Origin of the sequence: Streptomyces sp. enrichment culture (assembly GCF_964273145.1) — a bacterium.
Taxonomy (GTDB): domain Bacteria; phylum Actinomycetota; class Actinomycetes; order Streptomycetales; family Streptomycetaceae; genus Streptomyces.
Window position 1 is genome coordinate 47,383 of sequence record NZ_OZ186873.1, and the last position, 13,170, is coordinate 60,552.

9 protein-coding genes and 1 pseudogene are annotated in these 13,170 nt (G+C 74.6%); 6 read left to right on the forward strand and 4 right to left on the reverse strand.

The window, feature by feature from the left end; translation table 11 throughout:
* Positions 1–8 precede the first annotated feature (8 nt).
* The 6 genes from ACSU6Z_RS00315 to ACSU6Z_RS00340 all read left to right on the forward strand — a co-directional run bounded on the left by ACSU6Z_RS00315 (position 9) and on the right by ACSU6Z_RS00340 (position 6,341).
* Entirely contained in the window at positions 9–821 is an 813-nt protein-coding gene (locus tag ACSU6Z_RS00315) for a class I SAM-dependent methyltransferase (RefSeq protein WP_437041679.1), read from the forward strand.
* Positions 822–910: 89 nt separating this feature from the next.
* Complete coding sequence (locus ACSU6Z_RS00320) at positions 911–2,512, forward strand: ABC transporter substrate-binding protein (RefSeq protein WP_437041680.1); 1,602 nt, start codon at positions 911–913, stop codon at positions 2,510–2,512.
* On the forward strand, positions 2,509–3,462 hold the full coding sequence (locus ACSU6Z_RS00325; RefSeq protein ID WP_437041682.1) for an ABC transporter permease: 954 nt from the start codon (positions 2,509–2,511) through the stop codon (positions 3,460–3,462). The genes ACSU6Z_RS00320 and ACSU6Z_RS00325 overlap by 4 nt, the downstream gene beginning before the upstream one ends.
* Positions 3,459–4,280: an ABC transporter permease gene (locus ACSU6Z_RS00330; protein ID WP_437041684.1), complete on the forward strand. Its 822-nt coding sequence runs from the start codon at positions 3,459–3,461 to the stop codon at positions 4,278–4,280. The genes ACSU6Z_RS00325 and ACSU6Z_RS00330 overlap by 4 nt, the downstream gene beginning before the upstream one ends.
* On the forward strand, positions 4,277–5,911 hold the full coding sequence (locus ACSU6Z_RS00335) for an ABC transporter ATP-binding protein (protein ID WP_437041686.1): 1,635 nt from the start codon (positions 4,277–4,279) through the stop codon (positions 5,909–5,911). The genes ACSU6Z_RS00330 and ACSU6Z_RS00335 overlap by 4 nt, the downstream gene beginning before the upstream one ends.
* 226 nt (positions 5,912–6,137) lie before the next feature.
* The gene (locus ACSU6Z_RS00340) at positions 6,138–6,341 is read left to right on the forward strand and encodes a cold-shock protein (RefSeq protein ID WP_437041688.1); all 204 of its coding nucleotides are present in this window, start codon (positions 6,138–6,140) and stop codon (positions 6,339–6,341) included.
* Between the two features lie 50 nt (positions 6,342–6,391).
* Here the strand turns inward: ACSU6Z_RS00340 and ACSU6Z_RS00345 are convergent.
* The 4 genes and pseudogenes from ACSU6Z_RS00345 to ACSU6Z_RS00360 form a co-directional block, all read right to left on the reverse strand.
* A pseudogene (locus ACSU6Z_RS00345) lies at positions 6,392–6,917 on the reverse strand (transposase); the annotation flags it as partial.
* 890 nt (positions 6,918–7,807) lie between these two features.
* Positions 7,808–10,078, reverse strand: coding sequence for a hypothetical protein (locus ACSU6Z_RS00350; RefSeq protein WP_437041690.1), 2,271 nt, complete (start codon positions 10,076–10,078; stop codon positions 7,808–7,810).
* The gene (locus tag ACSU6Z_RS00355; RefSeq protein ID WP_437041692.1) at positions 10,075–10,716 is read right to left on the reverse strand and encodes an SMI1/KNR4 family protein; all 642 of its coding nucleotides are present in this window, start codon (positions 10,714–10,716) and stop codon (positions 10,075–10,077) included. The genes ACSU6Z_RS00350 and ACSU6Z_RS00355 overlap by 4 nt, the downstream gene beginning before the upstream one ends.
* Before the next feature lie 305 nt (positions 10,717–11,021).
* The gene (locus ACSU6Z_RS00360; protein ID WP_437041694.1) at positions 11,022–13,070 is read right to left on the reverse strand and encodes an RICIN domain-containing protein; all 2,049 of its coding nucleotides are present in this window, start codon (positions 13,068–13,070) and stop codon (positions 11,022–11,024) included.
* Positions 13,071–13,170 lie beyond the last annotated feature (100 nt).

Below are 13,170 nucleotides of genomic sequence, written 5' to 3' on the forward strand. Positions count from 1 at the left end.
ACACCTCCATGACGACGACCTTGAGCGCCCACAACCTGCTCACGGACAACCCCGAGCTGTACGAGACCCGCTTCCCCGACCCCGAGCGGCTGGCCGGGCGCTGGACGGAGGACTGCCTGCGCCGGCACGGGGCGGGGCCGCGCGTGCTGGACATGGGCTGCGGCACCGGCCGCGACGCCGCCCATCTGCACGGCGCCGGCCGGCGGGTGACCGGCGCCGACCTCTCCGAGGCGATGCTCGCCCACGCCCGCGTCCACCATCCGGGACCGGAGTACGTCCGGGCCGACCTGCACGGCTTCGACCTCGGCCGGGGGGTGTACGACGCCGTGGTGTGCCTGGACAGCGCGCTGCTGTACTGCCACACCAACGACCAGCTCGGCGGCTTCCTCGCCTCCTGCCGCCGCGCGCTGTCCCCGGGCGGCCTGCTCGTCGCCGAGATGCGCAACGGCGCGTACTTCCTCGGCCGCACCGACCTGCTCGACGCCCCCGTCGTCCACGCGTTCGACTGGCGGGGCGTGCGCTACCGCTCCACCACCACGCTCACCGTGGACCGCACGGCCCAGTTGCTGCGCCGCACCCGCGTATGGACCTCCGACGGCGCCCCGGAGCCCGTCGAGCAGCGGTCGGCGTGGCGGCTGCTGTTCCCGCAGGAACTGCGGCACCTGCTGGCCGCCCACGGCTTCGAGGTGCTGGAGCTGCACGACGGGCCCGGCCCGCGCACGGAGCCGCCCTGGCACGAGGGCCTGGGGCCCGGTCGCACCACCGACGCCGACCGGCTGCACGTGGTGGCCCGCCTGGCCGGTCCCGCACCCGCGCCCTGAGGCCCCGACCTCCGTGCTCGTGCCGCCCACCGGCCGCACCCGGCCACCGCCCCTCCCCCGCACCCACCCACACCCACGAGGAACCTCCCATGCGCGACATGACTGCCCGTCACCACCCGTCCCCCGACCGCTTGGCCGGCCTGCGCCGGCGTGGCTTCCTCGCGGCCACCGGGGCCGCCTCGCTCGGTGCGCTGGCCCTCACCGGGTGCGGCGGCTCCGGCGACGGCGGTGGCGCGGACGAGGGCGGCGGCGCCCCGAAGCGGGGCGGGCGGCTGCGGGCCGCGTTCGCGGGCGGCGGCGCCGGCGAGACCCTCGATCCGCACCTGTCCAACCTGTTCGTCGACGTGGCCCGCGCCAAGGCCCTCTTCGACAAGCTCGCCGACTACGGCGCCGATTTGTCCGCCCGGCCCCGCCTCGCCGAGGAGTGGGAGCCGAACAAGACCCTGGACCGCTGGCAGGTCACCCTGCGCGAGGCCACCTTCCACGACGGCGGACCGGTCACGGCCGAGGACGTGCTGTACAGCTACCGCCGCATCGCCGACCCGAAGCGGGCGTTCCGCGCCAAGGCGTCCCTGGAACCCATCGACCTCGACGCGAGCCGGGCCACGGGACAGCGGACGGTGGAGTTCGTCCTCAAGCGGCCCACCGCCGAGTTCCCCAACGTCATGGCCGCGTTCGGCGCGTACATCGTGCCCGAGGGCGCGGCGGACTTCGACCGGAAACCGATCGGCTCCGGGCCGTTCCGCTTCGTGTCGTTCGCGCCGGGCCGCTCCGCGGTGTTCCGCCGCAACGACGACCACTGGGAAGGCGCCCCGTACCTGGACGAAGTCGAGTTCGTCACCGCCAACGAGGAGTCGGCCCGCGTCAACGCCCTGCTCGGCGGGCAGGTCGAGTACGCCCACGAGCTGAACCCCACCACCGCCCGCGCCCACGAGGGCAAGGGGCAGATCGGGATCGTGCGGCTGCGCAACAGCGCCATGCAGGCGTTCTGCATGAAGACCGACCGGCCGCCCTTCGACGACGAGCGGGTGCGCCAGGCGTTCTTCCTCATCGCCGACCGCGCGGAACTGGTCGCCGGTGCCCTGTCCGGCGCCGGCGAGGTGGGCAACGACCTGTTCGGCAAGGGCTACGAGTACTACGCCGACGGCCTGCCCCAGCGCGAGCAGGACCTCGACAAGGCCCGCGCCCTGCTCAAGCGGGCCGGCGCCGAGGACCTCCGGGTCACCCTGGACACCTCCGCCGTGGCCGCCGGGTTCACCGAGGCCGCCAGCATCTTCCGCGACCAGGCGAGGAAGGCGGGCGTCACCGTCGAGGTGAAGACGGGCAGCAAGGACTCCTACTGGAGCGACATCCTCGACAGCGGCACCCTGTGCTGCTACCGCTCCGGTGCCATGCCCATCGAGGCGCACATCTCCCAGCGGCTGCTCACCGGCTCCACCACCAACGCCACCAAGTGGCGGCACAAGGACTTCGACGCCCTGTACCAGCAGGCCCAGTCCACTCGCGACAAGGCCGCGCGGGCCGCGGTGTACGAGCGGATGCAGCGCCGCCTGTACGCGGAGGGCGGCTTCCTCGTCTGGGGCTTCGCCGACTGGATCATCGGCACGGCGCGCACGGTGCGCGGAGTGAAGACGGACGCGCCCGCCAACACCCTGGACTGGGCCCGGTTCGGCACGGTGTGGCTGGCGTGAGCGGACTGCGCTCCTTCGTCGCCCGGAGGCTGATCGTCGGTGCCGCCCAGACCGTGGCCGTGGTCCTGCTGGTCTTCGCGCTCACCGAGGCACTGCCGGGCGACGCCGCCGTCGCCCTCGCCGGGGACCAGCCCGATCCGGCGCGCGTCGAGGCCATCCGGGAGGCGATGGAGCTGGACCGGCCGGCGTGGGAGCGGCTGGCGGACTGGACGGCGGGGCTGCTCCACGGCGACCTCGGCACCTCCCTGACCTCGGGGCGCCCCGTCGCCCGGTACATCGCCGACGGTTTCGGGCCGACCCTGGTGCTGGCCGCGCTCACCGTGGCGCTGCTGGTGCCGGCCGGCGTCGGGCTCGGGGTGCTGGCCGCCCGGCACGAGGGACGGTTCGCCGACCGGCTGATCAGTTCGGTGACGCTCGGCGTGTACGCCGTGCCCGAGTTCGCGCTCGGGGTGCTGCTGGTGACGGTGTTCGCGCTGCGGCTGGGCTGGCTGCCGCCGACCGCCGTCGGCTACGGCACCGACCTTCTCGGGCACCCGGCGGCGCTGGTGCTGCCCGTGCTGGTCCTGCTGTCGCGGCCGGTGTGCTCCCTGGCGCGGCTGGTGCGCGCCGGCATGATCGAGGCGCTCGCCTCCCCCTACGTCGCCCAGGCCCGCCGGTACGGCGTCCCCGGCGTCCGTGTCCGCTACGCCCACGCGCTGCCGAACGCGGCCGCCCCCGCCGCCCAGCAGCTCGCCCGCACCGTCGACTGGCTGCTGTGCGGGGTGATCGTCGTGGAGGCGCTGTTCGTGATCCCGGGTCTGGGCACGGTGCTGCTGGGGGCCGTCGCCGAGCGCGACGTGCCCGTGGTGCAGGGGCTCGCCGTGGTGTTCGGCGTTCTGACCGTCGTACTGAACCTGGGCGCCGATCTGGTGACGCACCGGCTGGCACCGCGGGCGGGGGTGGCCGCGTGAACGAGCCGCGTACGGGCCGTTTCGCCTTCGGTCTCGCCGTCGTCGCCGTGCCGCTGGCCCTCGCCCTCCTCGGTCCGCTGTTCGCGGGGGAACCGGGTCCGCGGGGCGCGTCGTTCACCGTCGGCGGCGGCCACTGGCTGGGCACCGACTTCGTCGGCCGTGACGTGTGGCGGCAGGTGCTGCACGGCGGGCGGCCGGTCGTGCTGACCGCGCTCGCCGCGACCGCCCTCGCCTACGCCGTGGCCCTTCCCCTGGGTCTGTTCGTCGCGCTCGGCCACCGCCGGTGGTTGGAGGAGCTGCTGATGCGGCCGCTGGACGTGGTGCTCGCCGTGCCGTCGCTGCTGCTGATCCTGCTGGCGGCGACCGTGTTCTCGCCCGGCCCGGTGGGTCTGGCGCTGCTGGTCGCGCTGGTGAACGTACCCGACGCGGCCCGCCTGGTGCGCGCCGCCGCCACCGAGGTCGCCGCGCGTCCCGCCGTGGAGGCGCTGCGGATGCAGGGCGAGACGTGGGGACGCATCGCCGTCGGCTACGTCGGCCGCTCCATGCTGCGGACGCTGGCCGCCGACGCCGGGACGCGGCTGACCGGGGTGCTCTACCTGGTCGCCACGGCGGCGTTCCTCGGCGTCGGGGTGGCGCCGGACGCCGCCGACTGGGCCGTGATGGTGGACCGCAACCGCACCGGCCTGTTCGTCCAGCCGTGGGCCGTGGTCGTCCCCGCCCTGCTGATCGTCGCCCTGACCATGGGCACCAACCTGCTCTTCGACGCCGCGCTGGACAGAGGCGGGAGCCGGACCCGGAAGAAGGAAGCACGTCCGTGAACGAGGCAGCCGACGTGGCAGACACCAGTGGCGACGGCGGCACCGCCGCGCGTCCCGTGGCGCGCATCCGTGATCTGCGCGTCGAGATCGACGGCCGGGCCATCGTGGACGGGGTGAGCCTCGACGTCCTGCCCGGCAGGGTCACGGCCCTGGTCGGCGCGTCCGGCAGCGGCAAGACCACCACCGGGCTCGCCCTCCTCGGCGAGTACCCGCCCGGCGCCCGGGTCACCGGCGAGGTGCGCCCGCCCGGCACCGGACCGGTCGGTTACGTCCCCCAGCATCCGGCGGCCGTGCTCAACCCCGCCCGCCGCATCCGCGCGCTGCTCACCGACATCGCCCGCGCCCAGGTGCGCGAGCTGCCGCGCGGCCGGCGCCGGGCGGCGGCCCGCCAACGCGTCCTGCGGGCCTTGGAGGAGGCCCAGTTGCCCGACGCGGAGGCGTTGCTGCGGCGCTACCCGCACCAGCTCTCCGGCGGCCAGCAGCAGCGTGTCGTGCTCGCGCAGGCGCTGCTGCTCGGTGCACGGGTCGTCGTCGCCGACGAACCGACCACCGGGCAGGACGCCCTGACCAAGAGCCGCATCGTCGAGCAGTTCGCGGCGGTCGCGGCCCGCGGCATCGGTGTCGTCCTGCTCAGTCACGACCTCGACGTCGTCCGCGCCCTCGCCGACGACGTGCTCGTCATGCGGGCGGGCCGGGTCGTCGAGTCGGGTCCGGCCGACCGGGTGTGGCGGGCGCCACGGCACGCGTGGACCCGCGAACTTCTTGCGGTCGGGCAGGAGTTGACCGCTGCCGCGGGCCCGGTGGACGACGGGCCGCCGGTGCTGCGGGTACGAGGGCTGACCGCCCGCCACCGCGACGGCGCGCGGGGTTCGGCCGTGGTGCTGCGCGTGCCCGAGCTGGACCTGCGCGCCGGCGAGTGCCTGGCCGTGGTCGGCCGGTCGGGCAGCGGCAAGACCACCCTGGCCCGCTGCCTGGCCGGACTGCACCGCGACCACGACGGAGAGGTCCTCCTCGACGGCACGCCGCTCCCCCGCAGTCTGCGCGACCGCGACCGTGCCCGGCTCGCGGCCGTGCAGTACGTCTTCCAGGACGCGCGCGCCGCCTTCGACGAGCACCGCCCGGTCCTGGCGCAGGTCGCCCGTACGGCGATCCGCCTGCGCGGCGCCGCCCCGGACGCCGCGACGCGGGAGGCGCTGGCCACGCTGGGCCGCCTGGGGCTCGCCGGGGAGCTGGTGCGCCGACGCCCGGGCGGGCTCTCCGGGGGCGAACTCCAGCGGGCGGCCCTGGCCCGCGCGCTGCTGGCCCGCCCCCGCGTCCTCGTCTGCGACGAGATCACCTCCGGGCTCGACGCGGTCACCCGCCGGGGCATCCTCGACACGCTGACCGCGCTGGTCCGCGACCGCGACGACCTGTCCCTGGTCCTGATCACCCACGACCTGGACACGGCCGCCCTGGCCCACCGTGTCGCCGTCCTGGACGCGGGCGCGCTCGTGGAGCAGGGTCCGGCGCGGCGGGTGCTGGCCGAGCCGCGGCACCCCTTCACCATCTCCCTGGTCCGGACCACGGAACACCTGGCCGCCGCCCGGGCCCTTCGGGTCACCGGTCCCGCGGCCGGCGGCGCGGGACCGTAGGACTCGAAGACGTGTGTTTCCGGGACGGCGGAGGGCGTGCCATGGGCCTCCCGGGCGTCGCCACCAACGGCATCGGCCATGTGGGTCCGGACTGCTGAATGTTCGGGCAAGCCGTGCGGTGACCAGCGTTTCTGCTTCCCTGCGCCTGGGCCTGCGACGATGATCCGTCGTACGGCGCGGCAGCACAAGCCGCCCGTGTGCCCGTTACTCAGCGAGGGAGGCGTCCATGGCCACCGGCACGGTGAAGTGGTTCAACGCGGACAAGGGATTCGGTTTCATCGAGCAGGACGGCGGCGGACCGGATGTGTTCGTCCACTACTCGGCCATCGCCGGCGGTGGCTACCGGGAACTGAGCGAGGGGCAGAAGGTCCGCTTCGACATCACCCAGGGTGACCGGGGCCTTCAAGCCGAGAACGTCACCCCGGCTTGAGGGGGACCGGCACACCCGCGGGCTGACGTCGTCTTACGTCGCCCGCGGTTCCGTCGCCTCGGTCGCCCCCGCTCGCCGCGGATCGGCGGGATCGCCGTCGGAAGCGGCATGAGCTGGGTGATGTCATCGCGGTTGCCGCCGCTCAGCGCCTCCGCGAGGGGGACGCCGGTGGCATCGCAGATCACGTGGTGCCTGGAGCCCGGCCGTCTCCGGTCGACCGGTTCCGGGCCGCCCCCTGAGCGCCCGGACGTGGGAGCTGCCGATCACCGCCCTCGACACGTCCAGCCGGCCGGCGGCCCGCAGCCCGGCCGGCAACACCTCGTGCAGGCGCTGCCGGACCCCGGTGTTGTTCCAGTCCCGAAGCCCGCGCCGGCGGGTCACGCCCGAGCCGAAGCCCGGCCCGGCCGGCGGCCACTCCCACCGGATGCCCGTGCAGAGGACGGACAGGACGCCGCACAGCACCTTGCGGTCATCCAGCGTCTTGCGGCCCGGGTGCCGCCGCCCAGGCGACAACGGCTGGATCCACGCCCACCACTCGTCGCCGACCAACCACGGTCGGGGATCACGCCTCCTCACACCCGACCAACCGGGTCGCCCAGCCGGAAGACACGCCCCGACCGCATTCCGCCAGGAGCTCCAAGAAACGGTGTGTCAGGGGGCGGGAGCAGACCGTCGAGGGCGCGTCAGGGTTCGCGGCCAGGACGGCCTCGACCGATCCCTCCGGTTCCGCACCGAGCCGGGCCTCTCGATCGCGGTGAGCGGTATCCGGCGTTGCAGTCCGTCCCGCATCAGCCGGACCGCCCTGCCCTCCAGCCCCACGCTCCCGTCCCGCCCCCGCACCGCGACGGACGCCACAGGTCTTCCCGATGCCTGATCCACGACCTCCCTCGATCACGCGTTCGCACTGTGCTGCACGGCGCCGGAGGCGGGGCACCGGAGCGAGCCGGGCCGGAACGCAACAAGCCCGGCACCGCGAGGGCGCAGGACCTTTTCGCTTGTCCCTCGTCTTCCGTCCCCGCCCTACGACACGGACGGAAGACAAAGAACGAGCCACGAGCCACGGTTCCGTGACAAGCTCACCCCCGATCGGCGTCATGCCTCGGCCGACGTCCCAAAGCGACGCCCGGCCCGTCCCTGCCGGGACGGCACCCGGCTGAACGGCACGACCGGCAATTGTCACCAGCCGTCACCGAACGTCGCCACTCCGCCGAAACGGGCCCGGTCGCCGGGGCGCGGATCCTGCCCTGCCCGGCCGCCGCGCCGAACCGCCCCGGCTCGCTCCGGGGGACGGCGCGGTGCCGGCCTCCTCCCGCGTCCAGCCGCTGATACCGAGCAGCGGACCGCCCGGCGGACCGCCGACCGGCTCGACGCACCGCCGGTTCAGGCACCGGAACCGGATGATCGTGGCTGATGCCGCGGAGCCGGCCCGCGGCCCGGGTGATCAGGACGAAACCGCCCAGCCGCGCTCATCCGGTGCGGGGGCGCGGCCGGGCGAGGGCGCGCTCGATCCGGTCCAGGGAGGCTCCGGCGAACTGCTCGATCAGCGCGGCCCGCTCCCCCCGGGTCGGCCGGAACGGACGGGGCCGGGCATGCGGGGCGGTGAGCCATGCGACGGCGAGGGCGCGGACGGCCTGGTCCAGGGCCGGGGCACGGAGGATCTCGCCCTCGTGGTCGTGCACGGCGTAACCGCCGTCGTGCTCGTCGAGGGCGAGCCCGAGCCCGTCCCCGTCCGCCAGGGCCACGAGCCGGCCGGGAGGCCAGGGCCGGGCGTGCACGTCGTACCAGCCCTGGGCGTCGTACCAGTCCGCCTTCACGTCGGCGAGCCAGCGGGCGACCCGCGGCAGGTGCTCGCGGTCGAGGGGGACGGTGAGGCTGTCGGTTGTCCGCTTGCCGAGCAGCGGCAGGCCGGAGGGGTCCGCCAGCGAGGCGCGGATCTCCCGGAACGTGCCGCGGCACAGCTTGGCGAACGGCAGGACGCGTCCGTACAGGGCCGGTCCCCGGACGTGGTGTTCCTGCCCGTCGGCGTGCCAGACCACGGCCGGTTCCCGGCGCGTGCCCCCCAGGACGACCGCGGGATCGGTGTCGAACCGGGTGAGTCGCGGACGCCCGGCCCGTCGGGGCGTCCGTGACAGCGTGAGGAGCAGCAGGCGGGCCAGATCGGGGTAGTGCGAGGCTTCGGTCGTCTCCAGGCTTCCCCGCTCGCGATGCGTGAGGGTGAATCCCTGCGGGGAGCGGCGCACCGTCCAGTCGAGTTCCCCGTCGCCGACCCGGAGCAGCGCGTCGTCGCGCGCGGGAAGGACGTGCGTCCCGGACTCCTCGGCCAGCAGGGCGGCCAGTGCCGGGGCGTGCGCCTCGTCCAGCGGGTCCGGCGGGTCCGGCGCGGCCGGGGGCGGTTGCGGGAGAGCCCGGGCCCTCTCGTCGGCCGCGGCGTACGCCTTCTCGCCGGTCCGCGACGAGGTGACGACGACGGCGTCCTCCCCGGGCAGCGCGGTGACGGGGAAGAGGGGGCGGGAGTCACCGAACGCGGGCGGTCCCTCCAGGAACCGCCGGCCTCGTTCGGCGAGTTGCCGCTGCCGCGGCGTCAGCGCGGCCCAGGAGAGCCGCACCCGCAGCCACGTCGGCTGCTTGCCGGGGGCGCGGGGGAACCGCGCCAGATCCCTCTCGTACGCCTCCGGGGTGGCGGGAGGCAGGAAGAGCGGCTCGTCGTCATGGTCGAAGGCGGCCTCGGTGAGGTCGCCGGGGGTGAAGGTGAGCCGCACGGTGAACCACGTCCCGGAGCCGGGGACGTACATGGCGGCGCGCAGTTCCGCGAGGGTTTCCTCGAACGCCGCCGTCGTCGCCACGGCCGCCGGCACGGGCGTTCCGCCGTGCTCGGCCACGCAGTGGGTCTGCGTGCGGCCGTCCACCACGGACGCGGTGAACCGGATGCGGTCCCACTCCCCCGGCTGGGCCGCGGCCAGCTCCGTCGCCAGTGTCTCGGTCAGCCGGTCCGGCACGGTGTACGGGGGCCGGGGCGCGGGCCCGGGTACCGTCGCCGTCCCGGCCGGACGGAAGTGTTCCACGGGCGTGCGGCGCCCGGAGCGGAAGACCTCGATCGCCTCGTGCGGCGGTGCGGCCGAGCCGGCGAACAGCACGGTCTCGTCCGCGGCGACGTATACGCTCTCGCCGCCGCGCACGCGGTGGGCGACCACCACCGCGTCGTCCTCGGGCAGCGCGGTGACGGCGAGCGGCACGTCCCTGCCCGCGGCCCGCCGCAGGAGCGCACGGCCGAGGCCGGCGAGCCGCCGCTGCCGCGGGGTGAGCGCCGCGTCGGCGAGCCGTTCCCGCAGCCACGGGGGCTGCTTGTCGGCGTCGCGCGGGAACCGGGCCAGGTCGCGCGCGTACGCCTCCGGTCCCGGCGGGACCCGGAAGTTTGGTTCGTCGTCGTAGGAGAAGTCCGCGGTGGCGCGGCCGGCCGCGGTGACCGTGAGCCTCATCGTGAACCAGGTGCCGGCTCCGGGGGTGTGCATGGCGGCGCGCAGTCGTGCGAGCGAGCCGGCCGGCGGGCGGGGCGCGGGCGTGATCCGCGCGTCCGTCCCTCCGTCGCGCACCACCCGGCACCGGGCGGCCGTGTACCGGTCCACCACGCACGCCTCGAAGTCGACGCGCTCCCACTCGCCCGGCACCGCCGCCGCCAGCTCCGTCGCCATCGCCTCGATCAGCCGCGCCTGGGCGGGGAGCGGTGGTTCGCCCGTCATCGGGGGTTCTCCGTGCGGCCGGTCCGGGCGCGTGGTGCGGGCGTCAGCCCGTCCTCGGGGCGGACGTGTCGCGGCAGTTCCCAGCGCAGCTCGCCGTCCGGGGTCAGGTGGGGAGCGGCGAGGCCCACCGTGCCGCCGTGCTCCAGCACGTCGGCGACCTCGGCCAGGTAGGCGCCGAGCGAGGGCCAGGTGTCCTGGAGTCCGCCTTCGTCGTGGTGGACGGTGCCGATCCGGCCGTACGCCTCACCGGGGCGCAGGTCGACGACTTGGACGTCGCCGTCGCTCTCCGCCCACGGCACCCACAGCGGGTGCCAGGCCGGTTCGTCCCCGTCCACCGGGTGGCCCCGCCGCTCGGACCACTCCAGCAACGCCGTTCCCCGGCGGTGGAGCTCCACGATCCCGGCCACGGACAGCGGCTGTTTCTCCGGCAGCGACGTCCAGCCCTCCGCACCGTCGTGGCAGGCCAGGGAGTCCAGCAGGTCCTGCGGGAAGCGCAGCCCCATCTCCCGCTGCGCCCGCTCGACGTCGGCGGGGTCCGCGGGCGGGGACAGTTCGGCGAGGGTCCGGGGCGCGTGGGCCGCGAGCCAGGTGTCGATACGGCTCCAGGCCGCACGCACGACCGACGGGTGATCTGTCATGGCGGGGATTGTCTCCCGGCCCACTGACAACCGGCCGACGCAGGCGCCAGGCGCCGTTCTCGGCGGACCACTCCCGCTTCAGGATCTTGCCGCCGGCATCGTGGGGCGGGCAGGCCGGCGGCGGACCGCCGGCCTTCGACCGCGAGGCATACAAGCGGCGCAACACCGTCGAGCGGTGCGTCAGCCGCCTCGGGCGGTGGCGCGGCATCACCACCCCTTACGGGAGGACCGCCGCCCTCCGCCTGGCCGGACCCCGCACCGCCGGCAGCGTCCTCCGGTCCGTCCGCTGATCCGGACGGAACCGTCTAGCTTCCGGAGGCGGACGCTGTCACGTCCCTGATCGACCACCGCTGGTTGGCGCCGGAGTTGGGCGGCCAGGTGGTGACCGCGGCGCCCTCGCCGGTCGCCTGTCCCCCGACTTCCAGCAGCCGTCCGCTCGCGGCGTTGACCAGCGTCCAGGTGCCGTCGCCGGTGGTGGAGGCGATCCATTCGCCGGCCGCGTCGCGTCGGCCGGTGCCGGGTTCGGCGACCGGTACGTCGTCGCGGACCGCGAGGCGCTTGCCGTCCGCCGCGCTGGTGAGGACGTACCGGGCGTCGCTCGCGCTGCCGGGGCGTACTCGGCTCAGCCGCCACTGCTGGGCGGTCGAGCCGCTGGGCGTGCCGATGACGAGGCCGGTGCCGTTGCCGGCCACGGTGACCGCCTTGCCGCTCTGCACGCCGGTGAGGGTGTAGGTGTGGCCGGTGCGCAGCAGCGGCGCGTCCTTCGCGACGCCGGACACGCCCTTGACGACGAAGGAGGTCACGGACTGGGCGGGCACGGTGAAGGTGGCCCGGCCGTCTGCGACCTTCACCGCGTCCCGCACGGCGAGCTTGCCGTCGGCGCTGGTGACGACAGGCGTCACGGTGGCGTCCCGGCTGATGCTGCGGAACCTCGTCAGGTCGAGGGTGACGCCGCGCGCGCCGGTGGTGCTGTTGACGTGCACCAGGGAAGCGCCCCTGCCGTCCTTCCACACGGCGGCCGCGCTGGAGGTGTCGTCGACCTTGATCAGGCGGTCACCGGGCTTGATGAAGTGGGTGAAGTTGCGTGCCGTGTCGAACTTGGTGTTGGTGCGGATCGGGCAGGTGGTGAGGGTGTCGGCGGAGGTGCAGCTGAAGGGGATCTGGATCTCGCCCCAGTTGCCGCCCTTGGCGGACTCGCCGCCGGGCTTCATGTTGTCGTAGTCCTCGACGGGCTGCCAGAACACCCAAGCGCGCGGCTCCAGTTCGCGCAGGTCGTCGACGATGTGCCGGGCGAGGCCGAGACCGGGACGCATGTCCGTGAAGCTCTGCCCGTCGCCCCAGTCGCCCTCGACCTCGCTCATCCACACCTTCTTGTCCGCCGCCTTCGCGAGGTCGCGGACGGTGGTGCGCTGCCCGGTGCCGTAGGTGTGGACGTTCATCTGGCCGACGAGGTCGCGGTCCTGGGCGGTGTAGGCGCTCCAGTTCTGCGCGAAGACCGAGGGGTTGGTCTCGTCCATCGCGGAGATCCGCGCCTTGGTCTTCGCCGTGCGCAGGGCCGGTGCGAGCGCCCTCAGCACCTTGCGCTGCGTCGCGGGGCTCATGTGGGCGCCCTCCTGCCGGCCGCCGACGGGGCGGCCGTCCGTGCCGAGGCGGGTGCTCCAGTAAGGGGTGTTGGGCTCGTTGAAGGGGTCGACGGTCTTCACCTTGATGCCGTGCGCCTTCTCCAGCCGCCGGGTGGCTCCGGCCAGGTAGGCGGCGTAGTCGTCGACCGACTCGGCCTTGAGCTGGTCGGCGGTGGCGTCGAAGCCGCCGGAGACGTAACCGGAGACCGTCATGAACCAGGGAGGGGAGTTGCCGAAGGTCTCCCAGTGGGTGACGTCGTTCTTGATGCGGTCGACCCACCAGCGCTGGGTGGCGTCGGCCTTGTCGTTCCAGTCGGCCGGGTCGTCGGCGCTCCACCAGTCGGTGTCCGCGCGGGTCGTGCCGTCGGGGGCCTTCCACCAGCCCTGTACGGCGCCGCCGGCCCGCAGGTAGTCCTTGACGTCGGGGGCGTTGCCGCCGCCGATGTTGTAGCGGGCGATGTTCAGGTTGAGGCCGCTGTCGCCGAAGAGGAGTGCGGCGAGCCGGTCCCGGATCTCCGGCGGGTAGCCACCGGTGACGTTGGCGAACCAGGCCAGGCTGGTGCCCCAGCCCTCGAAGGGCCGCTGCTGGTAGGAGGGGTCGAGCCGGACGGTGACGGAGGGGATGTCCGCGGCCTGTGCGGGGCCCGGGGCGAGGACCGGGCCGGCCCCGGTGGCCAGGGCGGTGAGGCCGGCGGCGGTGAGCAGCCGTCTGCTGCGGGTGCGGCGTGCCATCGGTGTGCTCCCAACTGGAGGGGGATCGCGCTGAGGTGGCCCCTCCCGCCCGCGTCGGGGCGGGAGGGCAGGGCCCTCGGGGAGGGCGTGTGCGTCCTCG